The organism is Stenotrophomonas sp. YJH_SMC_53 (assembly GCF_059369995.1).
The window spans coordinates 89,847-115,730 of sequence record NZ_JCAFTF010000006.1 but is presented as its reverse complement, the minus strand read 5'-3'; the positions used below and the strand labels follow the sequence as shown (position 1 = coordinate 115,730).

Here is a 25,884-nt window from a genome sequence, read left to right as displayed (position 1 = left end):
TCTCCCCGTCGGTGGTGGTGCAACGGATCGGACCGTACCAGTGCGAATGGTGGCTGGCACCTTGCGACGCAACATGCCGCAAAGCGCGCCTTGCTATGCTTCAAGGCACTGCGGGCCCTCCGCAGTCTCCCATCAAAGCAAGGACGCCCCCGATGCACAGGATGCTCGTCGCAGGCACGCTCTCCAGCGTCGCCTGTCTGTTCGCCCCTTTAGTGTTGGCGGAAGATGCCCCCGAACCGGCCAACGATTGCGCGGAGATTGCGCGGCTGATGGCCAACGACGACTTTGCGGCACTTGATGCGATGGCCGCGCGTTTCCGCAAGGGCGAGCTCAACGCCGCCGGCCAATCCCGGCTCGGCCGTTTCTACATCTGCATGTCGCGTGCAATCGGCACGTCGCGGCAGGAGGTTCAAGCCTGGAACGACTGGTCTGCATGGGCGGCGCGCTGGGTTCAGCACGCGCCGAAGTCTGCGGCGGCCCACCTGATCACCGCACGGATTCCACTCAACCTGGCCTGGAGCTACCGCGGCAACGGTTACGCCAACACCGTCAACGCCGACGACTGGGCACAGTTCCATGAGTACAACGCGGTTTCGCGGGCCTACCTGCAATCGCATGAGGATGTTGCCGGCGGCGACCCGTTCTGGCACGAGATGAACGTGCTGATCGCGCTGCGCGAAAGCGCGGATGACGACGAAATGCTGGCGCTCGTTGATCGCGCAGCGAAGGCCTTCCCCGACTACGAACCACTGCACCTCATTGCCATGGAGTACTTCACGCCGGCCTGGGGCGGCAGCGCGCAGAAGATGGAAGCCTTCGCGCGGCACTCGATGGCCAGCGCACCAAAGAAGAAGCGGGCCATGCGCTACGCACGGCTGTACTGGTCGGCCACCGCGTATTCGCCCGATCACTTCCGCGCGGCGAAGCCCGATTGGCCGCTGATGCGCCAGGGACTGGACGAAATCGCCCAGCAGTACCCGACCATCGACAACCTGGAATCGATCGTCCGCTATGCCTGCCTGGCACGCGACAGCGACGCACTGGTCCGCTGGAATCGTTTGTGGTTGAGCCGCAGCGGTTTCGACGAGGCGGCCATTGCGAGCTCGACCGAGCAAAGCAAGGCCGCATGCCTGGCGCCGGACGAAGAACAGGAAGCATTCCTGTAGCGCCCGCCGCCGCAGGCCCAGGCGCGCAGCTGGCAGGCCTGCCAGGCGCCTAGCACGCGCGCGTGTCATCCACGCGCCGCGTGATCTGACATATCACCAGTGCTTGCGCATGATCACAGCTTCGCCCTTTCGTCATTGACCACAAGGCGCCAGCTTGTGACGCTTATGACACCGCAGGGCTGATGGCCCAACAACGCGGCCAGGCTCCACCGCAATCCGCAGCATCCGTCTCCGCAGCATCTCCGCATGTCCTCGCCCCGGCCAGGTCGTGACGGGCGGCTGCGCCCTGAATCTTCTGCTGGAGAATCGAAATGCGCCTTGCAAGCTTTGTCTTTGCCATCGTACTCAGTGCTTTTGCCGGTGCTGCACAGGCCCAGGTGGTCACCCTCAACAAGGGCGGCTTCGTGCTGACCTACGACTGCAGCATCCACAGCGCCACCCGCTACGAGTACACGCTTACCGCCGATACCGGTTCGGCCGCACGGCCGTCCAGCTTCTACAAGGACCCGGACCTGCCAGCCGGCTGCCTGGGCCAGACCAGCACCGCGTCCTACGCCAGCATCAGATCCGGCTATGACCGTGGCCATCTGGTCACGTCCAACCACATGGACTACGACGCGACCTACATCCGTCGCGCCAACTACATGACCAACATCGTGCCGCAGGTGTCCAGCTTCAACCAGGGCATCTGGGTGAAGGCCGAAAACGTGGCCGAGTGCTACCGCGACATCGCACCGGTGGACGTCTACGGTGGTGTGGTCTACGGCGACGCCGCCAACGATTACTTCCTGGCCAGCCATGGCATCCCGACCCCGGAGTTCTTCTGGAAGACGATCATCACCCGTGACCCGAACACCGGAACCGCCAAGGCGATCAGCTGGATCATTCCCAACGAGGCCAACCTCGGCAGCCTGGACAACTACCTGGTGACGATTGCCGATCTGGAGGAGCTGCTGGGCGCCAGCTATGTGGCGATCAACGCACCGGCCTCGCTGAAGAACATGCTGCCGGCCACCACCTGGCCACAGCCTGCAGGGTGTGACCTGGGCTGAGCGGCGGACAGAGGAACGTCACGATGCCTGTACACGCAGCCATCGTGACGCCAGCACTCTGGCAAACAGGAACTGCACTACGGCGCCGACGACGGTAGCAGCGACAAGCCCGTGCCCTGTCGTTGGCGTCCCACTGGACAGCGTTCGCATCAGGTAGGCCATGCTGGCCAGGCTGATCAGCAGCGTCGTGGCAAGCAGGATCAGCGACACCACCATCCTGCGCGCCGTCGATGCGGGTTCCGGCGACGGCGCGCTGGCCCATAGGCCGGCAAACGTGGCCAGTGCGCAGGCCGCCAGCAGGAGCAGCCCCGCACTCCGCAACTGCGCGGCGCCGTCGGCAACGGGCATAATGAACTCGCCTGGCGAGAATCCCGCAGGCAGCAGCAACACCAGGACGGGGAGCAGGCAGCTGCCGGCCAGCGCCACCGCGCCGGCGATGCCGGCACTGATGAGGTGATGGTGCCGGGCCTGGCATCGCACTCGGTTCAAGGGGTATTCCCGTGCAGGCGATGGGTGGGGTGGCCCGGCAGTCTAGCGTTCCTGTGGCCGGCGTGCCCTGCCCGTCCCGCTATGGGAAAATGGCGGGCGCTTCGCCCTTTTGGCTGTCCCGGAGTAGTAGATGTCCCGTTTCCCCTTCGATGCCGTGCTGTTCGACTGCGACGGCGTACTGGTCGATTCCGAGCCGCTGGTGGCCCGCGTGCTCTCGGAAATGCTGACCGCACGCGGCTGGCCGCTGACGCCTGCGCAGGCGGGCGAGGTCTTCCTGGGCCAATCCGTGGCCCATCTGGCCGGGCTGATCGCAGAGCGCACCGGCAAGCCGTTCACCGAGCAGTGGCTGGAGGAATTCCGCCAGCAGCGCAATCGTGCGCTGGAGCAGGACCTTGAGGCGATCCAGGGGGCGCCCGAGGCCGTGCGTGCGATCGCCATAGCGACCGGTGGCCGCATTGCCTGCGCGTCCGGTGCCGACCTGTTCAAGGTGAAGCTGCAGTTGAGCAAGGTCGGCATCCTCGATGCCTTCGGTGACCACGTCTTCAGCGGCCAGGACATGCCGCAGACCAAACCCCACCCGGACGTGTACCTGGCCGCTGCCGCTTCGCTGGGTGTGGACCCGGCCCGCTGTGCGGTGATCGAAGACACCGTGACCGGCGCGACCGCCGGCGTCGCGGCGGGTGCGACCGTTTTTGGGTTCAGCGAGGGCGGCCCGCACCACAGCACGCCGGAGGCCCTGCGCGCTGCGGGTGCGAAGGTGATCTTCCAGCGCATGGACCAGCTGCCGGCATTGCTGGCGGCCTACGCCGCCGACGCTGCCGCCTGAGTCGGCCTCAGCCCGCGGCGTCCAGTGCGGCGCTGCGGCGCTTCCCGGCGTAATGCAGCACGAACAGGTACAGGCCAGTGAACAGCTGCAGGAACAATGGCGGCAGCGGCGAATAGGTGATCCACGCTGCCGGCTCGCCCTGTCCCAGCCCGCGGACGGCGAAATTGGCGATCACCGCCAGGGTGAAGACGATCGAGGTCCAGCGATGCACGGGCCGCGCCCAGCCCCCCCGGCTCATTGACGGCGCCTCGCTTCAGAGCGGGCTTGGATCATCTTCCAGCCATTGCCGGACGGGTCACGGAATCCGGCATCGATGGCGCCATAGCGTTCGACCGGCTCCTGGGTGAACTCCACGCCCTGCGCCCGCCATCGCGTATAGCACGCCTGGCAATCGTCCACGGCCAGTACCAGCGGCGGCATGGCGCCCTTGGCCACCAGCTGCTGCAGCGCCTGCGCGGTGGCCGCATCGTGGGTGGGCGGGCCCGGAACGAACAGCCCAAGCTGGAATCCGTCCTGGCCGGGGCTGCGTACCGTCAGCCAACGGTAGCTGCCATTGCGCACATCGGTGTGCACTTCGAAACCGAGCATGCCGACGTAGAACGCGAGTGCCTCATCCTGGTCGCGCACATACAGGCCGACCGTGTTCACAGTGTTTGTCATGGGACCTCCCTCAGGTGGGGTCCACGTTAGCAACCGCCTGGCGACGGCGCTTCTCCAAAACTGCGATGTTCAGGTCCGGTCGCTGCGCGGCACGCGCATGGCATTCCGGCACGCCGGCCGGGGTCACCTGGCCAGCGCGCTCGCGCTCGCGCACGTTGCCGGGGCTGTCGCCGGTGATGTCACGGAAGATGCGGCCGAAGGTGCCCAGGCTGCTCCACCCGGTCTGGGCGGCGATCTCGGTGACCGGCAGGTCGGTGTCACGCAACATCGCCACGGCCCGTTCGATGCGGCGGCTCAGCAGGTAGCGGTGCGGCGGCAGCCCGAATGCCTGCTTGAACGAACGCGCGAAATGCGCCGCGGATACGGCACTCACTTCGGCCAGGCGGGCCACCGGCCAGTCCTCGTGGCTGGCATGGTCCATCCGGTCCTTGGCACGCAGCAGGCGTCGCAGCAGTTCGGGGCTCTGGCTCATGCCGCCACCGTGCGCGCCAGATGATGTCGCGCCGCATGCCTGGCCTGCGCGGCCTGCTCGCCCAACCAGTCACCGAACGCAATGACCTTGGCGCTCCGGCTGCGCGCCGTCGGTGCCACGAACCAGAAACCACGCCCGTCGCTGGCCACACCGGGATGTGCCTGCACCAGGCGCCCACTGTCCAGTTCGGCCTGGAACAGGATTGGCGAAGCAATGGCGATGCCCTGCCCGGCAATGGCCGCGCCGACGTCCAGATGCTCTACCGCAAAGGGGGTGATGAAGCTCTCTGCGGCCGGCGGCGGGACGGCACCATGTGCGGAGAACCACAGTGCCCACCAGTCGGGCCTGCCGAGCAGCGGAACGTCCAACGCCCGGCGACCGAGCCCGTCTGCCGCCGGCAGCAGCGCTGGCGCGCACAACGGGGTGAAAATGCTGGGGAACAGGGGCGTGGCCTGCAGCCCGGGCCACCCGCCATGCCCATTGCGGATGGCGGCATCGAAACGCCCGGCGGCCAGGTCGTGGGGCTCTGCCGACAGGTCCAGTTCCAGCACGATGTTCCGATGGCGGGCACGGAAGCTGCCCAGGCGAGGCGTCAACCAGCTGGTGCCCAGCGTGGGCAATACGGACAGGCGCAATCGCGCCGCATCCATGTCAGCGGCACGCATGAAACTGGCACGAAGCGCGTCGAAGGCCCGGGTGGCCTCCTGCGCGACGCTGGCACCCGCTGCCGTCAGCTCCACATGCTGTGCATGGCGCAGGAACAGGCAGGTACCGGTCTGGGCCTCCAGCCGGCGCACGTGGTAACTCACCGATGCCGCACTGGTGTCGAGCTCCTCGGCGGCACGGGCGAAACTGCCCAGCCGCGCCGCCGCTTCGAAGGCGCGGATGGCGACAAGCGATGGAAGCTGGCGTCGGGTCACCATAAGTGTGGCTTAGCCTGAGCCCCGATATCTGCGTGGTCAATCCCCCTCGCACCCGCAACGATGGAGGCACGTCCGGCAAGGGGTCACGCACATGGATCGACGGCAGTTCCTGGCCACCTTGGCCGCGGCGGCAGCCTCAAGCGCCCTGCCCTCGGGGCGGCCCCTGGCCAGCCACAGCGAAGACTGGAAATGGTTACAGGGCAACTGGCGGGTCCGGCACCAACGGCTGAAGGAGCGCCTGCTGGGCGATACCCGCTGGGAAGCCTTCAGCGGCGCCAGCGCGGTCTGGCTCACCCTGGGCGGACTCGGCACCATCGATGACAACGTCATGGCGCTGCCTTCGGGTCCCTACAGGGGCCTGGGCGTGCGTGCGTTTGATCCGGTGTCTTCCACGTGGTCGATCTGGTGGATCGATGGACGCAACCCTGCCCATATCGAAGCGCCCGTGCGCGGCGTCTTCGAAGGCGATGGCGGCAGCTTCCGTGGTCGTGATCACTTCAGGGGACGCCCCATCGACGTCTGGTTCCGCTGGCATGACATCCATGGCGAGGAGCCGTGGTGGGAGCAGGCGTTCTCCGCCGATGCCGGCGCGCACTGGGAAGTGAACTGGCGCAACTGGTTCCGCCGCACTGCGGCAGCCCCCTCTCCGCTTCCGAAGCTGCCGGATGCACCGCGCGATTTCGATTTCCTGGTGGGCCATTGGAACGTGCGCCATCGTCGCCTGCGCGCTCGGCTGGCAGGCAGTGATGCGTGGGACGCGTTCAACGGCACCCTGCACAACTGGCCGGTACTGGGAGGATTCGGCAACGTGGGCGACAACCTGATGGACGTGCCGGGAGCACCACTGCGCGGCATGGGTATGCGCGCCTGGAGTGCGGCTGAGCGGCACTGGCTGAGCTGGTGGCTGGATGGCCGGGAGCCGACCCGGATCGGCGCGCCGCTGCGCGGTGGTTTCGAGGCCGGCGTCGGGCGCTTCTTCGGCGATGACCAGCACGACGGACGGCCGATCCAGACGCGGGTGATCTGGTCACGCATTACCCCGCGCTCGGCGCGCTGGGAACAGGCGGCTTCGACCGATGGGGGACGCAGTTGGGAAACCAACTGGGTCAGCGACTTCGAGCGGCAGGCATGAAAGCGCTGCTGGCCGTGATGCTGCTGGTTTCTGCGTCGCCCCCCGCGACTCCCTCAAGGGTGCTGCAGATCGTCGGCCCCGCCGAACGCTTTGCGCCGGGCGTTGCATCCACGCAGTACGACGAGATTCGACTGACCTTGAGCCCGGACGGAAACACCGCACTGTGGTTCAGCCGCAACCGTCCCGGCGGTCCGGGCGGGTATGACATCTGGGTCTCCCGCCACGATGGGCAGCGCTGGCGGCCGGCGACGCCGGTACCGTTCAACACGGCCGGGCGCGACTTCGATCCCGCGTTCTCCGCAGATGGGCGCGTCGTGTACTTCTGCTCGGACCGCGCAGGCGGCCAGGGCGGCGACGATCTGTACCGGGCCAGCATTGGACGCGACGGTCGATTCGGCGAACCGGAGAATCTGGGCCCCGCGGTGAACAGTGCGGCCGACGAGTTCGCATCGATGCTCTCCCCGGACGGTCGTACGCTGTTGTTCTCCAGCGATCGCGCGGGCGGTGCCGGCGGCCATGACCTCTACAGCGCCACGATGATCGGCGGCGTGGCGCAGCTGGCGCGGCCGCTGGCCGGTGGCATCAATACCGCCGCGCAGGAGTTCGATGCCACTTTCCTCGGCGACGGCCGAACGGTGGTGTTTGCCCGTGCCCTGGACTTCGGCAGTGCACCGGTACGACAGTTCATTGGCTACGAGCGTGGAGGCCGTTATGACGCGGGCCATGCATTGCCCTCCCCGGTGAACGAAGCCTTCGGCGACAGCTACGGTGCGATGCTGGATGGCTCGCAACCTGACACTTTGACCTATTCGGCGCGGCGCGCAGACGGTGCGGGGTTGGACCTGTACCGCATCCGCTACCGTTCGGGCGAACCATGATCCGCGCTCAGCGCTGCGCCGGCAGTTCCAGCCGATGCTTGCGGCACAGCCGGTACACGGTCACCCGCGAGATCTGCATCTGCCGTGCGCACTCGGAGACGTTGTAGCCGGTCTGGCGCAGGGTCTGCAGCAGCACATCGCGCTCGGCCTGGCCGCGGGCATCCTGCAGCATCGCGCCCGGCGGCGCATGCTCGCTCCCCCCCAGTTCGAGGTCACGCTCGCTGATCAGCTCGCCTTCGGCCATGATCGCCGCCCGCTGCACCCGGTTGAGCAGTTCACGCACGTTGCCGGGCCAACCGAAGCGTCGCATCGCCTGCAGCGCGGCGGGCGCAAAGCCACGTGCACGCACGCTGTGGCGCAGACGGAAGCAGCGCAGGAAGTGCTCGGCCAGCAGCTGCACATCGGCGCCACGCTCGCGCAAGGGCGGCATCAGCAGGCGCAGCACATTGAGCCGATAGTAGAGATCGCTGCGGAACCGCCCCTGCGCCACCGCGTGCTCCAGTTCGACGTGGGTGGCCGCGAGTACGCGCACGTCGGCCCGCAGCGGCTGGCTGCTGCCGACGCGCTCGAAGGTGCCTTCCTGCAGCACGCGCAGCAGGCTGGTCTGCGCCTCCGCCGGCAGGTCGCCCACCTCGTCGAGGAACACTGTGCCGCCGTGTGCGGCTTCGAATACGCCTATCTGGCGCTTGTCGGCGCCGGTGAACGAGCCGCGCTCGTGGCCAAACAGCTCCGACTGCACCAGGTTGGCCGGAATGGCACCGCAGTTGACCGCGATGAACGGCTTGCCCGCACGGCCGGACAACGCATGCAGCGCGTGAGCCGCCAGCTCCTTTCCGGTACCGGTTTCGCCGGTGACCAGCACCGGCAGTTCGACCGGCGCGAACTTGTGCAGCACGGTGCGCACCGCATGCAACGCAGGACTCTCGCCGATCAGTGCGCGTGGTCCCTGGCCGCCGCATACCTCGCTGGCAGAAGGATCATCCGCGTCGAACTGCTGGCGCATCGCAGCCACCAGGTCCTGCAGGCCGAAAGGCAGCGTGAACCGCGAGATGCAACGCTGCAGCAAGGGCAGCCACGCTGCAGGCGTGGGCCCTGCGCCGGGTGGCAGCACCGCAAGCCAGGGCAGATGCACGTGCTGTTCGATCCATGGCGCCAGCAACTGCAGCGCGGGCGTATCCAGATGGCGAAGATCCAGCACAGCGAGCAGCCGATCACGCCCGCGCAGCCCGATCGCCATCGCCGGGTCGGGATGGATGCGGCGCACGTACCAGCCTGCGGCCGCCAGCGCGCTGCGCTCGTTCGCCAGCGGCTCGCCGAACCAGAGCACGCAACGTGATGTAGAAGCCTCCGGGACCGCCGCCATGCTTCCCCCAGCATCCGGACACCGTCGGCGGACTGTCAGGCAATCACCGGCGTGCCGCCCTCCGCCGGGACCCTTTACGGCCACCGCAGCGGCCTTTGATGGGCGGATCCTAGCGCTGCGCTAAACGGCGGCGCAATGAGCGCCGCGTCAAGAAAGCACCGGCTGAAGCGGCATCGTTGCAGTCCGCGACGGCACCTGTAACGCCCGTGTGACAGTCGGGCGCCCGCCTTGCCCTGCGGCGCTTGGTACAGCGCAATCCCAACATTTTTCCGACGCCTCTGTAACAGCGCGGCAGCAGCACCCCATGCTTGCCAGCGCCTGGCGCCAGAGCGGCCAAGCCTTGCTGGGTTGGCACGGTTGATGCGTGGTTCCGCCGCACCCACCACGGGAGATCGGCATGGACGGCACCACCCCCATTCGCGGCCTGCTGGCGACGCTGGCCGTGGCCCTGCTGTCGGTTGCCGCGAGCGCCTCTGCCTCCGGTGCACGCCAGGGCGTGAAGGCTCAACCGGGCGAAATCGTCCTGTTGCGTGATGTGTCCGCACGCCCGGCCTATCGCATGGCGCCGCCCGGCATGGCGCTGATCGCCGACCCGAAACCCCAGCGCGAGATCGCAGCGGCCCTCGGTGCGGGTGCCCCGGCAAACGGGATGGACGAGCTGAGCGATGAGGACTACGCAGGCATGGGGGCGGGTCAGGCAGCCACAGCCACCGCACCCGCAGGCACCACGGTCGAACGCGTGACGCAGCAGGCATTGGGCGGTACGCTCGGCCGCCACGGTGACGGCATGGTCGGCGGCAGTCTCGGTGGCGCCATGAGCGGGCCGCTCGGCGCGGTCGGAAACAGCACCCGCGGCATCGGCGAGACCGTGCGCGGCGCTCTCGGCCAGTTCCCGCTGCAGGGCATGGCCCCGGCAGGTGGCAAGTGAGTCGGGCGCACTGGCTGCTGCTGATCCTGCCTGCCACGCCGTTGATCGCGCAGGCCGATGACTACAGCGGCATGCTCGCCTACCTCGACGTTGCCCGCATCGACGGTCACGCCCTGGCGGGTGCAAACGGTGCCATCGCGGTGAACCAGGCGGCCGGCGACCTCAACCTGCAGGCCAACATGCGCGGCATCGCCACGGGCGAACATGCCGACGTCTCGATCAGCAACCGGCAACTCCGCGGTGGCAACCGCGTACTGGGTGCACCGCTGCACGCCACTGCCGTCATCGATGGCAAGGCGCTGGCCGGTGCCAGCGGCATCGCATCCATCAACCAGGCCAGCGGCATCGCCAACACGACGCTCAATGTCGTCAGCGCGACGCTGGCCCGACAGGGCATACGCGAAACCGACGATACGGCGTTGGCCGCCGAAGGTTCCGTGTTGGCAGGGGGGCGGGACGACGCCGGTCGCGGCGTCGCGACGGGCACCCGCAGTGCTGGTGTCACCAGCACGGCGCTGCGGGGATTCGACGGGGTCCTGCAACTCAATCAGATCGCGGGCAACGGCAACGACACGGCCAATGTACTGGGCCTGGTCGTGCAGGACCGCCCGTGACAACCACCCAACCGATGCACCACCCGATGAGAGAGAGGGCACCATGAAAGCGACCGTCAAACGGACCATGCTCGCCATGGCGATTGCCACCGCCTCGACCGCCGCTGCGGCCAATGGCTGGGACAACCAGAACGCCAACGCGAACATCAACCACACCCACACCATCAGCGAAACCCGCAACGACACCCACAACCATACGGACAACGACGTACGCAACCGCAACGTCAACGTCAACGTGCAGAAGCACAGCAACATCCAGGCCGACGAACGCAAGGAAAAGAACAACCACGGCGTCGACGTGAACCTGGAGAAGGACCTGCGCCTGAGCACCGACATCAATTTCTCCGGCGACCCGAACATCACCGGCGACATCGACCTCGACTCGGCGGCCATTGCCGTGATCGACAACCGGCAGTCGATCAGCAACAACGCCACCAGCAACAGCCTGGTCACCAACAGTGCCTCCATCGGTGACAGCGTGGGTGCAGGTGCCTCCGGTAACCTGGGCTTCAACGTGGTATCGGGCGACAACAATACGCAGGACAACGCGGCTTCACTATCTGCGGCCGATGCGTCCTTCAGCTTCGGCATGGCCGACGCCGAGGTGTTCGTCAACCAGGCCGGCTTCGGCAACGCCACCATGAACTCCGGCGTCACCAATGCCGCGGGTCTCGGTGGCAATGCCTTCGGCGGTGCGTCCGGCAACATCGGCGTGAACGTCGCCTCGGGCAACAACAACGAGCAGAAGAATGCGCTCGCCGCCTCGGTCGCGACTACCGCAGTGGCGCAGTCGAGCATCAGCTCCAACCAGGTCTCCACCGGCAACACGGTCAGCAACGCCGGCTTCGTGCAGTCCTACACCGATACCGTGCAGGTCGGCATGCGTGGCGGCGTCAGCGGCCTGACACTGGCCTATGGCGCGGGAACCTACCGCGGCACCGGCAACGCCTACCAGATGGCCAACTACTACCTGGATACGTGGAGTGGCGAGCTGCCGCACCCGGGTGGCAACAGCACCGGCCATATCGATCTGGACAACCAGATCCAGAACGCCACGATGAACCCCAACCGGCCGGGGGTGGGCGGCCTGGGCTTCGATACGCGTGAGAGTGGCACCAGCCAGTTCGTCGAACTGGGCGTGGCCGACCTGTATGCCAGCCTGAGCGGCACAGTCAGCACCACGCGCTGGGTGAATGTAGATGCGACCAACACCTCGGCGTTGTCCGGCAGTGCCTTCTCGGGCGCCTCCGGCAACATCGGCGTGAACGTGGCCGCGGGCACCGGCAACCTGCAGGCCAACAGCCTGGCCCTGGCAGTCGCCCAGCCCAGCACCGGCGGTGGTGGCGGCAACGGCGAGTAAGCGCAACACCCCGGCCGTCCGCCAATGGCCGGGTCCCCGGGAGCCCCTGTTCCTCCTCCCCCTTGGGACAGGGGCTCCCCCTTGCTGCCGGAGAACGCGATGATCGGCCACCGTCTCTCGATACGCCTGCTGGCCTGCCTGCTGTTGCTGGGCAGCGCGTCTGCGCGGGCGGGCGACGTCGGCTTCGCCGGCGTGCTGCCCAATGGCGCGCTGCTGCAGCAGAAGGTGGAGAGCATGCAGGAACGGCGCTACCGCAACGTGGTACGCCAGCACACCGATTACAGCTGCGGGGCGGCCGCACTGGCGACCCTCCTGCGCCATGCCTACCACCTCGATACCGACGAGGCGACGGTGATCGAAGGGATGATGGGGGTGTCCGACCCGGCGCTGGTGGCCGAGCGTGGCTTTTCGTTGCTCGACATCAAGCGCTACGTGGAATCGCTGGGCATGCGCGGTCGCGGCTATCGCATCGATGAGGCACGCCTGCGCACGCTTCGCGTTCCCGGCCTTGTGCTGATGGACGTGCGCGGCTTCCGCCACTTCGTGGTGCTCAAGCAGGTGCGCGGCGGTGTGGTCGAGGTGGCTGACCCCATCCTTGGCAACCGCAGCCTGGCGCTGCCTGAATTCCTCGCTGCGTGGCCATCGCATGCCGTATTCGTGGTGATCGGCAGTGATTTCGATCGCAACACGGTCCTGCTGCAACCCAGCGAACGGCCCAGTGCCCGCGCGCTCTACGCGCGACAGGGGCCGATCACCGATGCCGAACTGGTCGACTTCGGCTTCAGCCACGCCGACCTGTTCTGAAGGAGGCTCCGCCATGTTCCGCCACCGACTGTTGATGGTCCTGCTGCTGGCCTGCCCCCCCCTGCCCCTGCAGGCGGCGGACGCGGCGCCCGGGCGTGGCCTGAAGGAAATTCCGGATCCCGAACTGAACCTGATGCGCGGCCGCTACACCGTAGGCGGCAATACCGTGGCCTGGTTCGGAGTGACGATGGTCTCGCAGTGGCAGGCCAGCAACGGAAGCGTGCTGCAGGGTGCGTTGACCCTGGGCATGGACTTCCGCAGCGGCGGCAGCCCGAAATTGAGCTTCCAGCCCAGCGTGCACGTGACCGCCGCAGATGCGCCGCTGCCTGACACGCAGGGTCGCCACATCGACAGCAGTGGCCTGGCCAACGCCAGCGGCCTGGTGCAGAGCGTGCAGGTGGCCGGCGATGGCAATGTCGCCCGCAATGCGACCACGCTGGTGGTACGCAATGGCGCGGTGCCGGCCCTGTCGGGTGATGGAGCCCATTCGCTCAGTGCACAGGGCGCAGGCGTCTCGGCCTCCGCAGTGCTGGACGGCAACCAGGCACGCCTGCAGCTTCAGGTGGATGGCCAGGGTCTGGTCCAGCAATGGATACGCAACGGCAGCGTCGGCCAGGGCATCGCCCTGGCCGGCGACGGCCAGATCGCCAGCAATCAGCTGCGGCTGGAGCTGGTGCGGGACACCGCGGGCGGCAACCTGCCGTTGAGCCAGAACGTGGCCCAGGCGATTGCGATGAACCGCGGCATGGGGCCGGGCCGGTAGCACCACGGCACGGCGTTGGGGGAAGCGTTCCACAACGCAGGACACGAACATGCACACCTTGATGAGGATCACCCCGTTGGCGCTGGCGGCGCTGGCGGGTACCGCCTTTGCCGCACCACCCGCGGCGGATGATGGCGCCGACGTGCAGGCACTGGCCAACCAGTTGGAGCAGCTCAAGTCCAACTACGCGCAGGAAGTGCGGCGGCTGCGCGAACTGGACATGCAGGTGCAGGCGATGCAGGCGCGGCTGAGTGGGAAGGTTGGCCCGATGGCCCCGTCTACGGCTACGGCTACGGCTACGGCAGTCGAGCGTGGCGCGACGCTACAGACTTCGTCGGGTGGCGAAGGCTACGCCAGTACCGCCGCCGAGGCACAGCAGGCGAAGCAGGAATCGCGGCGCAGCGTGGATGATGTGAAACAGCAGCAGTCGGCGCTGTTCTCGCGCCGCTTCACCGTCGAGAACAGCCTCACCTACGCCCGCTACGACCGCAAGCAGCTCACCCTCAATGGTTTCCTGGCGCTGGACGCGATCTTCCTCGGCAACATCGCCATCGAGAACGTTGAATCCGATTCGCTCACCTACAACCTGGCCGCGCGTTGGGGTGTCAGCCCGAACCTGACGCTCAACCTGGACGTGCCTTACCTGGCGCGGCGCACCGTCTACCAGAAGGGCGGCGCCGGCGGTGCGGCGGCTGCGATCGCGCAGGAAGAAACCAATGGCAACGGGCTGGGCGATATCGGCCTGAGTGCGAATTACCGCTTGTTCGGCGAACGCGGCTGGCGCCCGGAGACCGTTCTCACTGCCGGCGTGACCGCCCCTACCGGGCGCGCACCCTACGGTCTGGACTGGAAGGTGATCGAGCGCGACGACGATGACTACATCCGCTTCGCCGTACCCAGGGAACAGCCCACCGGCAATGGCGTGTGGCAGGCCAATGTGGGCCTGTCGATGGTCAAGACCGCCGATCCGGCCATCCTGTTCGCCAACATCGGGTACGTGCACTCCATCCCTCGCGGCTTCAGCGACATCGACAGCAATCCGGATACGGTCAACCCAGGCGACGTAAAGCTGGGAGGCTCGGTGTACTTCGGTGCTGGCGTGGCCTTCGCATTCAACGAGCGGACCAGCCTGAGCCTGTCCTTCAGCGACCGCATCAGCGCCCGCGCCTCCACCCGTTTCCAAGGCGGGAAGTGGATGAAAGTGATCGGCAGCGACGCCAACGCGGCATCACTGAATCTGGGCGTGACCTACGCGCTCAACCAGCACACCACACTGGTGACCCTGCTGGGCATCGGGCTGACCCCGGATGCACCGGACTTCACGCTGGCGTTCAAGATCCCTTACATGCTCTAGCGGCCACTGCCCATGGCATGATGGGCGCCCTGCGGCCAGCGGACGTCCATCATGCGCATCGGATTCCTGGGACTTGGAGTGATGGGAACGCCCATGGCGGCCCATCTGGCTCGCGCAGGTTACGAGGTACGCGGCTGGTCGCGCTCAGACCGCAACCATGCTGCCGCTCGCGCCACCGGCATCGACGTCTGCGAGGCAGTGGACGGAGTATTCGCGGCCTGCGACAACCTCATCCTGATGCTGGCCAATGATGATGCCATCGACAGCGTGCTCGACCGCCATAGCGCGGCGTTCGGCGAGCGGGTCGAGGGCCGCCTGCTGATCAACATGGGCACCAGCTCGGCAGCGTACTCGCAGGCGCTTGCCGAGCAGATCCGTGCCGCGGGCGGCCGCTACGTCGAGGCGCCGGTGTCCGGCTCACGCGTACAGGCCGAATCGGCGCAGCTGGTGATCCTGCTGGCCGGTGCGGATGCCGACCTCGCGGCAGCCGCCCCACTGGTTGCACCGATGGGCAGGCAAACGGTGTGCTGTGGTGCAGTGCCGTCCGCGCTGCGCATGAAGCTGGCGGTGAACCTGTACCTGATCACCCTGGTCACCGGCCTGGCCGAAGCGGTGCACTTCGCCGAAGCCCACGGCATCGAGCTGGACCGCTTCGCGCAGGTGCTCAACGCAGGGCCGATGGCCAGCGAAGTATCACGCATCAAGCTGGACAAGATGGTCCGTGGTGACTTCAGCGTGCAGGCGTCGATCACCGACGTGCGCAAGAACAGTGGGCTGGTAGCCGCTGCCGCCCATGAGGTCGGCATGCATGCGCCCTTGATCGACGCCAGCGACGCGCTGTTCGCACAGGCACTGGCGTCCGGGTGGGGGGCGCTGGACATGGCGGCCGTGCTGCAGGCTGTACGAGCCGGGCCAACCGGCACCGGCCGGCGCTGATCCGGATTCATGTTCCGGCACCACTGCCGCCCCCCACCGCTGCTATATTCAGTCCAGCTCGGCAGGCACGGTGCCTGCCCTCGAATCACAGGGAGTTGGATATGGGTCTGGTACAGGCGGTGAAGGGTGCAGTCGGTGGTGTGCTGGCCGACCAGTGGAAGGACTTCTACACCGTGCCCACAGGCCTGCCCTCGACGGCGGCCCTGTTCGCCGCGGTGCCGCGCGGCACCAACGCCGGCCGCGGCTCCAACACCAGTGGCTCGTCCAACATCATCACCAACGGCTCGAAGATCATCGTGCCGGAAGGCTACGGCCTGCTGCTGTTCCAGGACGGCGCGATCACCGCGTTCGTCGCCGAACCGGGCGGCTACGAGTGGCGTTCGGGCGATCCTAACTCGCAGTCGATCTTCGCCGGCGACGGTCTGGTCAGCACCTTCATCAAGCAGAGCTGGGAACGCTTCAAGTTCGGCGGCCAGCCCGGTTCGCAGCAGGCGGCTTATTTCGTCTCGCTGAAGGAGCTGCCGGACAATCGCTTCGGTACCCAGTCGGAAATCTACTGGGACGATGGTTTCCTCAATACCCAGGTGGGCGCGGTCACGCGCGGCTCGTACACGCTGAAGATCGTCGACCCGATCCTGTTCGTGAAGAACTTCGTGCCGGCCAGCTACCTGCAGCCGGGCCAGGTGTTCGACTTCACCGACCTGGACAACGCCGCCGCCAGCCAGTTGTTCAATGAAGTGGTCGGCTCGCTGGCCCCCGCCTTCAGCCTGTACACGAACGATCCGGGCAAGGGCAACCGCATCACCAAGCTGCAGCAGGACTCGCTGGGCTTTGCACAGAGCCTGTCGGCCGCCGTCGAGCAGGGCTACCAGTGGAAGTCCGATCGCGGCCTGGCCATCGTCAAGACCGCCATTGTCTCGATCGAGTACGACGCCAACACCCGCGAACTGCTGAAGACCGTCCAGCGCGCAGATGCGCTGTCCGGCTCGCGCGGTAATTCCAACCTGCAGGCCAGCGTCGCCCAGGGCATCCAGTCGGCCGGCGAGAACGGCGGTGCGGCTGGCCTGGTCGGTGTCGGCATGGCCTCGGGCATGTTCGGTGTCGGCGGCATGCAGCAGCCGGCCACGCCGGCTGCCGACGATCCGGTGGCCAAGCTGAAGAAGGCCAAGGAAATGCTGGACCTGGGCCTGATCACCCAGGGCGACTACGACGCCCTGAAAGCCAAGGCACTGGGCCTGTAACAGCAGGACGCACAACGAACATGTCCGATCCCCGAAACGGCCCACCGCCGCTGCCCGGATCCGCGCCCACGACGCCGCCGCCCTTGCCGGCGGCGTCATTGGATGGGCCCGGTTCGCCGCAGGACGTCCCTCCCCTGCCCGGCAGCTTCCCGCTGGACACCTCGAAGCTGCCCCAGGCCATCCGCGATGAAGTGGAAGCGCCCGATCCTGTAGCCATCGATACCTCAGCCAGCGAGCTGAAGGACGGCCTTAACCGCTGCCCGAAGTGCGGCGCCACCGACATCCGGCCCAAGGCCGGCACCGATATCCTGGTCTGCCTGTACTGCCGTCACGAATGGCATGGCGCGCGCGTCGAGGAGGAATTCGGGCTGGGCGAGGCCATCGACCAGCTGCGCGGTACGGTCATCGCCTCCGGCGCGCGTGACATCGACGCCGACACCTCGGCGCTGATGACGTTCAAGTGCACGGGCTGCGGTGCCGAAGTCACGGTCAATACCGAAAGCACGATGACGGCGCGCTGCCACTGGTGCCGCCACGTCTTCGGCGTCAACGAACAGATCAGCAATGGTGCGGTGCCCGATGCGGTGCTGCCCTTCCACATCAAGAAGGATGATGCGGTCGCGCGCATCCGCCAGTTCGTCGACAAGCGCCGCATGTTCGCGCTGAAGGCGTTCAAGGAGCAGTTCACCCCGGAAAACGTGGTGGGCGTGTTCCTGCCCTACATGATCGTGGACAGCAATGTCAGCGCGGCCGTGGCCGGCAAGGGCGAGATCCAGACCCGGCAATACACGGTCGGCAGCGAGAAGAACAAACGCACCCTCTACGACGCAGATGTCTACCAGGTCGAGCGCCAGGTGGATTTCACGGTTGATGACCTGCCCCTGGAATCCTCGGCCGAGCGCGGCAATCTGGATACCCGCGCCAACACCAACAACATCATCAACACCATCTTGCCGTTCGACACCAAGAACGCGGTGAAATGGAACGCCTCATACCTGGCCGGCTTCACCTCTGAGAAGCGCAACCTCGACGTGGAGAAGCTGCGGCCGCGGCTGGAAGACCAGCTGCTGTCGATCGCCCGCGCGCAGGTGGAAGGTTCGGTGAGGCGCTACAACCGTGGCGTGCGTTGGGAACAGGAGCAGCTGGAGGTGCATGGAACGCGCTGGGTGTCGATGTACCTGCCGGTGTGGCTGTACTCGTATCACCAGCCCGGAAAGAACGGCGGCATGCTGCACTACATCGCAGTGAACGGCCGTACCGGCGAAACCATGGGCAGCGTGCCCGTGCAGCAATGGAAGATGCTGCTGGCGGCCCTGGCCACCGGCACCGTCATTGAAGCCCTCGCAATTGCCTTCCTGGTGGCATCGACATGAGCGACGACAGTGGCCTCTGGCTGTTGGCGGCAGGTCCGGCCGGCGCAACCGCGCTGTACTGGGCGCTGTACCGCTATTACCGCAACACCGACAAATCGCACTCCTTCGAACACGAGACCGAGATCGAGGCCAAACCGGTCACCGGCTCGGACCAGCAGGTCGGCCGGATCACCGGCACCGAGGACAAGCGTATCCGCGGTGACAACGTGTATGAGTACCGGAAACGGGTGGCAAGGGTGAAGCCGGATCAGTAGCGCCAGGCCATGCCTGGCTGCGGGTCATGCCGGCCGATGGCCGGCATCCCTTCGGTTTCTGGGCGCCAAGTGGGAGCCGGCCAGCGGCCGGCACTACCCTTCGCTGGGCTGCCCCAGCGCACACCCTCACACCGTCTCCCACCCCACCGGTTCGATACTCGCGCGATCCACCTTCCGAGGATCCTGCGATGGCTGCCCTGCTTCCCCGTAGCTGCCTGTCGGTGCTGTGCGTCCTGGCCCTGCCCGCCATGGCCCAGGACGCCTCGTTCGGCATCGGCGAACAGACTACCCGCACCGACCAGACCACCCATTCGAGCAGCACCGAGATCCAGAACAGTGGTTCGATGACCACGCAGACCACCACCAGTGGCAGCTCACAGTCCGAGTCGCGCAGCGAAAGCAAAGGCATCGACGTGGGCTTCGGCTTCCACGACAACAACGACGACTGGGGCCATGACCGTCGGCGCGATGACCGCGATGTACGCGACAGCGACCTGGTCGGCAGCTGGACACTGGGCCAGGAGAACGGCGGCACCTGCACCATCGAGTTGAAGAACATCGAGTGGTTCGGCGGCTACAGTGCCTATGTGCCTGCCGGCTGCCCGGATGGCTTCTTCTCGGCCAACCGCTGGGTGCTGTCAGGCAACCAGCTGCAGCTGACCGACACCAGCAACACGCTGTTCGGGCGCTTCCGCGCGTCGGGCGGCGGACGCTGGACGGGGTACCGTGAATCGGATGGGGCGCGTTTGTATCTCAATCCCAAGGGCCGCTGATCGCACCGTGCACGCAGTGGGCACGCGCTGATCGGGAAGAATAGGCGTCCGCCCCGCCCCGCCGCCGAAATGTCCGCTCCCACCGGCTCCCGTCTCGTCATCTATGCAGCCCTCGCAGGCAATCTGGCCATTGCCGTGGCCAAGTTCATCGCAGCCGGCATCTCCGGCAGCTCGGCCATGCTCAGCGAGGGCGTGCATTCACTGGTCGACACCCTCAATGAGGTACTGCTGCTGTACGGCCTGCGCCGTGCCGGCAAGGCGCCGGACCCGGTCCATCCCTTCGGCTATGGCCGCGAGCTGTACTTCTGGAGCTTCATCGTCGCCCTGCTGGTGTTCGCCGCTGGTGCCGGCGTCTCGGCCTACGAGGGCATCCAGCACATCCGCCGGCCGGAGCCCGCCAGCAACCACGCGCTGAGCTACAGCGTACTGGGCATTTCCATCCTGTTCGAGGGTGCTTCCTGGTGGGTGGCGCTGCGGGAGTTCCGGCGTACCAAGGGCAGGCTCGGCTACTTCGAAGCCTTCCGCCGCAGCAAGGACCCGTCCACCTTCACTGTATTGCTGGAGGACAGTGCCGCCCTTCTGGGCCTGGGCTTCGCGTTGATCGGCCTGCTGGCCGCGCAGGTGCTGGACATGCCGGTGCTTGATGGGGTCGCGTCACTGTGCATCGCCGGCGTGCTGGCCGCGACCGCCTTCCTTCTGGCCCGTGAAACCAAGGGCCTGCTGGTTGGAGAGCCTGCCCATCCTGCGCTGGCCGAGCGGATCATGGCGGTGGCCGAAACCGATCCGGACCTGCGCCGCGCCAATGGCGTGACCACCATGCAGATGGGGCCGGAACAGGTCGTGGCCATGCTCAGCGCCGAGTTCGAGGACGATCGCCGGACCCCGCAGATCGAAGCCTGCATCACCCGCATCGAAACCGCGGTGAAGCGGGAATACCCGGAACTGGTGGCACTGTTCATCAAGCCGCAGACGCCCGAGGTCTATGCCGCCCGCCGCGCGGCACTGGCCGCTCCGCCTGCACCGGAATGACGTGGCGTCTGCGCACGTTTCACCTCGCCAGTGCCACAGTGCCAGGGTCTCTCGCCCGAACCTGCCACTCTCGTGCCGGACTGGTTGCCCGTTTCCCTGCAGAGCCTCCCGCGCGGCTTCTACCGGCGCCCGCCAACTGAGCTCGCCCCGGAGCTGCTCAACAAGCTGCTGGTGCGCAACGATGGTCGCGTCGGCCGCATCGTCGAGGTTGAAGCCTATGCCGGCAGCGACGATCCGGCCGCGCACTCTTATCGCGGGCCAACGCCGCGCACGGTCAGCATGTTCGGTGAGGCGGGCCACCTCTATGTCTACTTCACGTACGGTATGCACTGGGGCAGCAACGTTGTCTGCGGAGAGATCGGCGAAGGCGTGGCCGTACTGCTTCGCGCCATCGAACCTCTCGAGGGGCTGGACCAGATGCGGGCGCGGCGTCCCGCCGCACGCCGCGACCACGATCTGGCCAGCGGACCCGGCAAGCTCTCGCAGGCCTTCGGGCTGGACCGCAGTTTCGACGGCGCCGATCTGGTGACAGGCAGCCACGGCATTGTCATCGCCAGCGATGGCGTGCCGCCTCCGGCAGATCCGGTGGTCGGGCCCCGCATCGGCATCACCCGCGCGGTGGACTTCCCTTGGCGCTGGCATGTTCGCGACCACCGTCACGTTTCAGTGCGGCCCTCGCGCGGGCCCCGCAAACCCTGACCGCGATGCGTCACGTCGGCATCACCCCGTCATGGCGATACATAACGCGGTACGCACTAGCGTAGCGCCCGACAGCCGCCGAAGCCGCCCTCGCCACCCTGCCCTGAAAAGCACCATGGACGAAGCCGAACGACTGCTCGAAATCGAACGACTGCACCTGCTGGACACGCCGCCGGAGCCGGTGTTCGATGCCATTGTCGCCGCCGCCCGCGCCGCGACCGGCATGACCATGGGCCTGATCAGCGTGGTGGCCGAAGACCGCCAGTGGTTCAAGGCCAACATCGGCCTTGAGGGCGTCAGTGAAACGGCCCGCGAAATTTCCTTCTGCACCCATGCCATACGCCAGGACGCGCTGCTCGAGATAGCCGATGCACGCCAGGATCCGCGTTTTTCCACCAATCCACTGGTGACGGGCGGGCCGCGCATCCGTCACTACGCTGGCATCCCTCTGGGCTCCGCGCACGGCGCACGCATCGGCACATTGTGCCTGCTCGATCCGATGCCCGGCGTGCTGTCTCCGTCCCAGCGCGAGCTGATGGTGCACCTTGCCCGGGTAACCACCCAGGTGCTGGAGCAGCGCAGCACGCTGATGGCGCAGGTGGGTCAGGCCAAAGCGCTGCATCGTGAGCTGAAACGCAGCGAAGACTTCCTGGAGCGCACCAACCGCGCCGCGCGGGTGGGCGGCTGGGAGATGGATCTTGTGACCAACGAAGTGCGCTGGACCCGCGAGACCAAGCAGTTGCACGGCGTGCGCAGCAACTTTGAACCGACGCTCGACACCGCGCTGTCGTTCTATCGCGAAGACAGCCGCAACATCATCCGGGCAGCAGTGCAGCGTTGCATCGACGAAGGCACGTCCTGGGAAGTGCAGCTACCGATGACCACGGCCGACGGTCGCTCGATCTGGACGCGCGTCGTTGGCAGCCGGCAACAGATCGACGGGCATCCGCGCCTGGTCGGAGCGATCCAGGACATCACGGACGAGCGAGCCGCGCTCGATGCGCTGGAAGCGAGCGAAACCCGCTATCGGCGACTGTTCCACTACAGCCTGGGCCTGATCTGCACGCACACGCTGGACGGAACATTGACCTCGGTGAATCCGGCGGCCGTGCAATCACTGGGTTTCGAGGAAAGCCAGATGATCGGGCGCAGCCTGTGTGACCTGATGCCGCCGGAAAAACGCGCGGGCTTCAATGCCTACCTCGCTCGGATCCAGGCAAACCACACCGACGCTGGAGTGATCGAGCTGATCGCCGCGGACGGAACGCGCCACTACTGGGCGTATCACAACGTGCTCGACAACGAAGCCAGCCCGCCCTACGTGCTGGGACATGCTCAGGACGTCACCGCGCTGCGGATGCAGGAGCAGCAGCTGCGCGAAATGTCCTTCAAGGATCCGCTCACCCAGTGCTACAACCGGCGCTACCTGCACCCGCTGGATGAACTGATTGACGAGCGCTGGGCCTGCGTGATGTTCGATCTGGACCATTTCAAGCACATCAACGACACCCAGGGCCACCGGCGTGGCGACGCCGTCCTGGTCGAGTTCGCCACGTTCCTGCGCTCACCGCTGGGCAGGGATGAGACGGTGGTGCGACTGGGCGGCGACGAATTCATGGTGGTACTGGTCGCGCCTGCGGACGGCCGGCTGAGCGAACTGGAGCATTGGTACCAGGACCACGCCGCGCTCTCGCCCAGCGCGTTCTCGATGGGTGCGGCCATCAACACGCCTGGCGAACCGGTGGCCGACACCATCCAGAAAGCGGACAGCCGCCTGTACCGCACCCGCGCACGGGTACGCCGCGAGCGTCGCGAAGACCCAGCCGCGCGTTGATCACGCGCTTACCGTCACCCAGGCCGGCGCGTGGTCGCTGGCCTTTTCCTGCAGGCGTACCCAGCGGTCGACGCCAGCGTCCTTCAGTCGCTCGGCCAGTACGGGATTCAACAGCAGATGATCGATGCGCAACCCACGGTCGCGCTCGGCATGTTGGCGGAAATAGTCCCAGAAGGTGTAGATCGTGGCGTCGCCGTGCACCTTCCGCACCGCATCGGTCCAGCCCTGCGCCAGCAGTCGTTCGAAGGCCTCGCGCACCTCCGGCTGGAGCAGCGCGTCGCGGCGCCAGGCTTTGGGGTCATAGACATCGGCGTCGGTGGGAATCACATTGAAATCACCCAGCAGCAGCGCAGGGTGCGGCAGCTCGACCAGGCTGCGCGCATGCCGGATCAGGCGCTCCATCCAGCGCAGCTTGTAGTCGAACCTGGGCCCGGGCTGCGGATTGCCGTTGGGCAGGTAGAGTGCACCCACCACAATGCCATGCGCCGCCGCCTCCAGGTAGCGGCTCTGGGTGTCCTTGGGCTCGCCCGGCAATCGGCGGCGGCTTTCGACCGGCGTGGTCCCTCGTGCCAGCAGCGCCACGCCGTTCCAGCGCGCCTCGCCCTGCCAGAGCGCGCCGTAGCCAGCCTCTTCCAATGCCGAAGCCGGAAACGCGGCGTCGGTCGCCTTCAGTTCCTGCAGGGCAACCACATCCGGCGATTCCCTGTGCAGCCAGTCCAGCAGCTGCGGCAGGCGTGTGCCGATGCCGTTGACGTTGAACGTGGCAATGCGAAGCATCTTGCGACGGGCCATGCAGGAAGTCTCCTCGGCGCATCGGGTGAGGGTTCACTGTGCGCGCCCAGGCATGCAGGGACCGTGGATGCCGCGTAATGATGCGGTGCCATCCGGTTCACCGACCGCTGCCATGCCGCGCAGCAGGCTGGTCACCGTGAACCCGGCATCAGCCACCTGTGGCTGCTGCCGTTCTACCGCAACGCCGGCCGTGATGGCGGCTACGATGTCACCGGGTGCGCCCCTACTCTGCCGCCAATGCCTGGATCGGGTCCAGCTGCGCGGCAGTGCGTGCCGGAAAGTAGCCAAAGCCCAGCCCGATGGCCGAAGAGCACGCCAGTGCGGCGAGCACCGGCCCCGGCGAGAACAGGAACGGCACGCCCAGCGACAACAGGCTCGACAGCGCACCCACAGCGAACGCGAGCAACACCCCCAGCACACCGCCGAGCAGGCAGATCAGCACCGCCTCGATCAGGAACTGGCGCAGGATGTCGTTCTGCCGCGCCCCCACCGCCAGCCGCACGCCAATCTCGCGCACGCGCTCCTTCACCGACACCAGCATGATGTTCATCACGCCTACGCCGCCCACCACCAGCGCCACCGCCGCGATCGCCGAAACCAACGCGGCCATGGTCTGGCTGGACTTCATCACCGCCTTGCGGATCTGGTCGGCGTTGTAGATGAAGAAGTCACGACGGCCATGCAGGCGCTCGAGCTCGGCGCCCAGCGAGGCTTCGGCGGCATTGGTGGGTACGTTGTCGCGTACGCGCACGGTGATGCTCTCCAGGCGTTGGCTGCCCAGCAGCCGGGAAGCCGCCGAGGTGTACGGCACGTAGACCGTGGGGGTTGCACCACCGGCGAACGCATTGGGACCGACCGCGCCGATCACCTCGACCGGCATGCCACCCAGCAGCACCGTGCTGCCGATGGGATTGCCAGTGAACAGCGCCTTCGCCGCCTTCTGGTCGACCACGCCCACTGCGCGGTGCGCATCGACTTCGGCGTCGGTGAAGAAGCGGCCGGCCTTCAGCCGCAGCCCCCGCACGCGCGGCATGTCGGCCCCTACGCCCAGCACCTGGGTGTTGGCACGACGGTTGCCCTGCAGTGCCGCCACCGATCCCGTCAGGTTCGGACTGACGCTGTCCACATAACTCAACGCCGCAAGATGGTCCGCGTCGGCCACCACCAGCGTTTCGACTTCCGCCGAGCGCGGGTCACCGAAATCTGCGCCCGGGAAGATCTCCAGGGTGCTGGCGCCCAGCGCGTTGATCTGGGATTCGACCTGCGCTTGTGCGCCCTTGCCCAACGCAACCACAGTCACCACCGCGGCCACGCCGATGATGATGCCGAGCATGGTCAGCAGCGTGCGCAGGCGATGGGCCAGCATCGAACGCACGGCCATGCGTGCCGCTTCGCGGACCGCGTCCCTGCGTGCGCGGCGCTCGGCGACCGGCGACGCGGCACGCTCGGTCCCGCATCCTGCGCCCGCAGCCAGCAATCCCGGCTCGGCGCGGTCGGCCACCACCCGGCCGTCGGCGATCTCGATCACCCGCGCCGCGTTGGCGGCGATCGCCGCATCATGCGTCACCAGGATCACCGTGTGGCCCTGCGCGTGCAGGCGCTTCAGCTCGGCCATCACCTGCTGGCCACTGGCGTGATCGAGCGCACCGGTCGGCTCGTCGGCCAGCACGATCGCGCCGCCGTTCATCAGCGAGCGGGCAATGGACACGCGCTGCTGCTGGCCACCGGACAGCTGACCCGGCCGGTTCCCGGTGCGTTCGCCCAGCCCCAGCGCTTCCAGCAGCGTGCGTGCGCGCGCAGTGCGCGTCTGTGCGTCCACGCCCGCATAGACTGCCGGCAGCGCTACGTTCTCGGTGGCACTCAGGTTCTCCATCAGGTTGTAGCGCTGGAAGATGAAGCCGAAATGCTCACGGCGCAGGCGTGCCAGCGCGTCCGGCGCCATCTGTTCGGTGGCCTCGCCGTTCACGCGATAGCTGCCCTCGGTCGGCCGGTCCAGGCAGCCCAGGATGTTCATCAGCGTGGACTTGCCCGAACCCGAGGGGCCAATGATGGCGATGAACTCGCCGGCGTTGATGCGCAGCGAGACCTCCTTCAGCACCACCACCTCGCCGGCGGCCGAGCGATAGGCGCGCGATACGCCCTCCAGTTCCAGCAGTGCATGGGCCATGC

Annotated in this window: 27 protein-coding genes and 1 pseudogene; 20 read left to right on the top strand and 8 right to left on the bottom strand. The window is 66.9% G+C overall.

Annotated elements, in window-relative coordinates; all coding sequences use genetic code 11:
• Window positions 1-17: 17 nt before the first annotated feature.
• Together AC5P7X_RS11305 and AC5P7X_RS11300 are read left to right on the top strand one after the other, a co-directional pair.
• Window positions 18-1,166 carry a hypothetical protein gene (locus AC5P7X_RS11305; RefSeq protein ID WP_229765958.1) on the top strand — a complete coding sequence of 383 codons (1,149 nt, stop codon included), beginning with the start codon at window positions 18-20 and terminating at the stop codon, window positions 1,164-1,166.
• Window positions 1,167-1,477: 311 nt separating this feature from the next.
• Entirely contained in the window at window positions 1,478-2,218 is a 741-nt protein-coding gene (locus AC5P7X_RS11300; RefSeq protein ID WP_053496552.1) for a DNA/RNA non-specific endonuclease, read from the top strand.
• A gap of 18 nt (window positions 2,219-2,236) precedes the next feature.
• Here AC5P7X_RS11300 and AC5P7X_RS11295 read toward each other — a convergent pair whose 3' ends face one another.
• Window positions 2,237-2,698, bottom strand: a complete 462-nt coding sequence (locus AC5P7X_RS11295; protein ID WP_495214833.1) for a hypothetical protein — start codon at window positions 2,696-2,698, stop codon at window positions 2,237-2,239.
• 139 nt (window positions 2,699-2,837) lie between these two features.
• Between AC5P7X_RS11295 and AC5P7X_RS11290 the strand changes: the two genes are divergently transcribed.
• Window positions 2,838-3,533: an HAD family hydrolase gene (locus tag AC5P7X_RS11290; RefSeq protein ID WP_111176402.1), complete on the top strand. Its 696-nt coding sequence runs from the start codon at window positions 2,838-2,840 to the stop codon at window positions 3,531-3,533.
• A 7-nt stretch (window positions 3,534-3,540) separates the two neighbouring features.
• Here the strand turns inward: AC5P7X_RS11290 and AC5P7X_RS11285 are convergent, their stop codons facing one another.
• Genes AC5P7X_RS11285 through AC5P7X_RS11270 form a run of 4 tightly spaced genes read right to left on the bottom strand, consistent with a single transcriptional unit; the run spans window position 3,541 to window position 5,588 of the window.
• Window positions 3,541-3,771: a hypothetical protein gene (locus AC5P7X_RS11285; RefSeq protein ID WP_005416635.1), complete on the bottom strand. Its 231-nt coding sequence runs from the start codon at window positions 3,769-3,771 to the stop codon at window positions 3,541-3,543.
• The gene (locus AC5P7X_RS11280) at window positions 3,768-4,193 is read right to left on the bottom strand and encodes a VOC family protein (RefSeq protein ID WP_253134881.1); all 426 of its coding nucleotides are present in this window, start codon (window positions 4,191-4,193) and stop codon (window positions 3,768-3,770) included. Before AC5P7X_RS11280 ends, AC5P7X_RS11285 begins: the two co-directional genes overlap by 4 nt.
• 10 nt (window positions 4,194-4,203) lie before the next feature.
• Window positions 4,204-4,665 carry a helix-turn-helix domain-containing protein gene (locus AC5P7X_RS11275; RefSeq protein ID WP_495214831.1) on the bottom strand — a complete coding sequence of 154 codons (462 nt, stop codon included), beginning with the start codon at window positions 4,663-4,665 and terminating at the stop codon, window positions 4,204-4,206.
• Complete coding sequence (locus AC5P7X_RS11270) at window positions 4,662-5,588, bottom strand: LysR substrate-binding domain-containing protein (protein WP_495214830.1); 927 nt, start codon at window positions 5,586-5,588, stop codon at window positions 4,662-4,664. The genes AC5P7X_RS11275 and AC5P7X_RS11270 overlap by 4 nt, the downstream gene beginning before the upstream one ends.
• Window positions 5,589-5,679: 91 nt before the next feature.
• Here AC5P7X_RS11270 and AC5P7X_RS11265 point away from each other — a divergent pair, with 91 nt between their 5' ends.
• Complete coding sequence (locus tag AC5P7X_RS11265) at window positions 5,680-6,720, top strand: hypothetical protein (protein WP_495214829.1); 1,041 nt, start codon at window positions 5,680-5,682, stop codon at window positions 6,718-6,720.
• Window positions 6,717-7,598 (top strand): TolB family protein, encoded by an 882-nt coding sequence (locus tag AC5P7X_RS11260; RefSeq protein WP_495214828.1) that lies wholly within the window; start codon window positions 6,717-6,719, stop codon window positions 7,596-7,598. The genes AC5P7X_RS11265 and AC5P7X_RS11260 overlap by 4 nt, the downstream gene beginning before the upstream one ends.
• A 7-nt stretch (window positions 7,599-7,605) precedes the next feature.
• Here AC5P7X_RS11260 and AC5P7X_RS11255 read toward each other — a convergent pair whose 3' ends face one another.
• Entirely contained in the window at window positions 7,606-8,961 is a 1,356-nt protein-coding gene (locus AC5P7X_RS11255) for a sigma-54 interaction domain-containing protein (RefSeq protein WP_053496545.1), read from the bottom strand.
• A 397-nt stretch (window positions 8,962-9,358) separates the two neighbouring features.
• On the opposite strand from AC5P7X_RS11255, the gene AC5P7X_RS11250 reads away from it, so the two are divergent.
• The 15 genes and pseudogenes from AC5P7X_RS11250 to AC5P7X_RS11180 all read left to right on the top strand — a co-directional run bounded on the left by AC5P7X_RS11250 (window position 9,359) and on the right by AC5P7X_RS11180 (window position 22,923).
• The gene (locus tag AC5P7X_RS11250) at window positions 9,359-9,889 is read left to right on the top strand and encodes a FapA family amyloid fibril periplasmic chaperone (RefSeq protein WP_053496544.1); all 531 of its coding nucleotides are present in this window, start codon (window positions 9,359-9,361) and stop codon (window positions 9,887-9,889) included.
• A complete protein-coding gene (locus tag AC5P7X_RS11245; RefSeq protein ID WP_053496543.1) occupies window positions 9,886-10,503 on the top strand; it encodes a FapB/FapC family functional amyloid domain-containing protein in 618 nt (205 codons plus the stop codon). The genes AC5P7X_RS11250 and AC5P7X_RS11245 overlap by 4 nt, the downstream gene beginning before the upstream one ends.
• 43 nt (window positions 10,504-10,546) lie before the next feature.
• Entirely contained in the window at window positions 10,547-11,863 is a 1,317-nt protein-coding gene (locus AC5P7X_RS11240) for a FapB/FapC family functional amyloid domain-containing protein (protein WP_495214827.1), read from the top strand.
• 99 nt (window positions 11,864-11,962) lie between these two features.
• Window positions 11,963-12,667, top strand: coding sequence for a C39 family peptidase (locus AC5P7X_RS11235; protein WP_495214826.1), 705 nt, complete (start codon window positions 11,963-11,965; stop codon window positions 12,665-12,667).
• Window positions 12,668-12,680: 13 nt separating this feature from the next.
• A complete protein-coding gene (locus AC5P7X_RS11230) occupies window positions 12,681-13,430 on the top strand; it encodes a hypothetical protein (protein WP_329842226.1) in 750 nt (249 codons plus the stop codon).
• Between the two features lie 49 nt (window positions 13,431-13,479).
• Window positions 13,480-14,784, top strand: a complete 1,305-nt coding sequence (locus AC5P7X_RS11225) for a transporter (RefSeq protein WP_329842225.1) — start codon at window positions 13,480-13,482, stop codon at window positions 14,782-14,784.
• Window positions 14,785-14,829: 45 nt separating this feature from the next.
• Window positions 14,830-15,306 (top strand): annotated as a pseudogene (locus AC5P7X_RS11220) (NAD(P)-dependent oxidoreductase); the annotation flags it as partial.
• Window positions 15,292-15,720, top strand: coding sequence for an NAD-binding protein (locus AC5P7X_RS11215; RefSeq protein ID WP_329842295.1), 429 nt, complete (start codon window positions 15,292-15,294; stop codon window positions 15,718-15,720). The pseudogene AC5P7X_RS11220 and the gene AC5P7X_RS11215, both read left to right, overlap by 15 nt.
• Window positions 15,721-15,821: 101 nt before the next feature.
• Window positions 15,822-16,961, top strand: a complete 1,140-nt coding sequence (locus AC5P7X_RS11210) for an SPFH domain-containing protein (protein ID WP_329842224.1) — start codon at window positions 15,822-15,824, stop codon at window positions 16,959-16,961.
• A 20-nt stretch (window positions 16,962-16,981) separates the two neighbouring features.
• Complete coding sequence (locus AC5P7X_RS11205; RefSeq protein ID WP_329842223.1) at window positions 16,982-18,334, top strand: TFIIB-type zinc ribbon-containing protein; 1,353 nt, start codon at window positions 16,982-16,984, stop codon at window positions 18,332-18,334.
• Complete coding sequence (locus AC5P7X_RS11200; RefSeq protein WP_005416661.1) at window positions 18,331-18,588, top strand: hypothetical protein; 258 nt, start codon at window positions 18,331-18,333, stop codon at window positions 18,586-18,588. The genes AC5P7X_RS11205 and AC5P7X_RS11200 overlap by 4 nt, the downstream gene beginning before the upstream one ends.
• A 188-nt stretch (window positions 18,589-18,776) precedes the next feature.
• Window positions 18,777-19,361: an AprI/Inh family metalloprotease inhibitor gene (locus AC5P7X_RS11195; protein ID WP_495214825.1), complete on the top strand. Its 585-nt coding sequence runs from the start codon at window positions 18,777-18,779 to the stop codon at window positions 19,359-19,361.
• A 69-nt stretch (window positions 19,362-19,430) separates the two neighbouring features.
• Window positions 19,431-20,390, top strand: coding sequence for a cation diffusion facilitator family transporter (locus tag AC5P7X_RS11190; RefSeq protein WP_495214824.1), 960 nt, complete (start codon window positions 19,431-19,433; stop codon window positions 20,388-20,390).
• 72 nt (window positions 20,391-20,462) lie between these two features.
• Window positions 20,463-21,089: a DNA-3-methyladenine glycosylase gene (locus tag AC5P7X_RS11185; protein ID WP_053500279.1), complete on the top strand. Its 627-nt coding sequence runs from the start codon at window positions 20,463-20,465 to the stop codon at window positions 21,087-21,089.
• Window positions 21,090-21,204: 115 nt separating this feature from the next.
• A complete protein-coding gene (locus tag AC5P7X_RS11180; protein WP_495214904.1) occupies window positions 21,205-22,923 on the top strand; it encodes a sensor domain-containing diguanylate cyclase in 1,719 nt (572 codons plus the stop codon).
• Here AC5P7X_RS11180 and xth read toward each other — a convergent pair whose 3' ends face one another.
• Window positions 22,924-23,715, bottom strand: a complete 792-nt coding sequence (gene xth, locus AC5P7X_RS11175; RefSeq protein WP_005416667.1) for an exodeoxyribonuclease III — start codon at window positions 23,713-23,715, stop codon at window positions 22,924-22,926.
• Between the two features lie 223 nt (window positions 23,716-23,938).
• On the bottom strand, window positions 23,939-25,882 hold the full coding sequence (locus tag AC5P7X_RS11170) for a MacB family efflux pump subunit (protein WP_495214823.1): 1,944 nt from the start codon (window positions 25,880-25,882) through the stop codon (window positions 23,939-23,941).
• Window positions 25,883-25,884 lie beyond the last annotated feature (2 nt).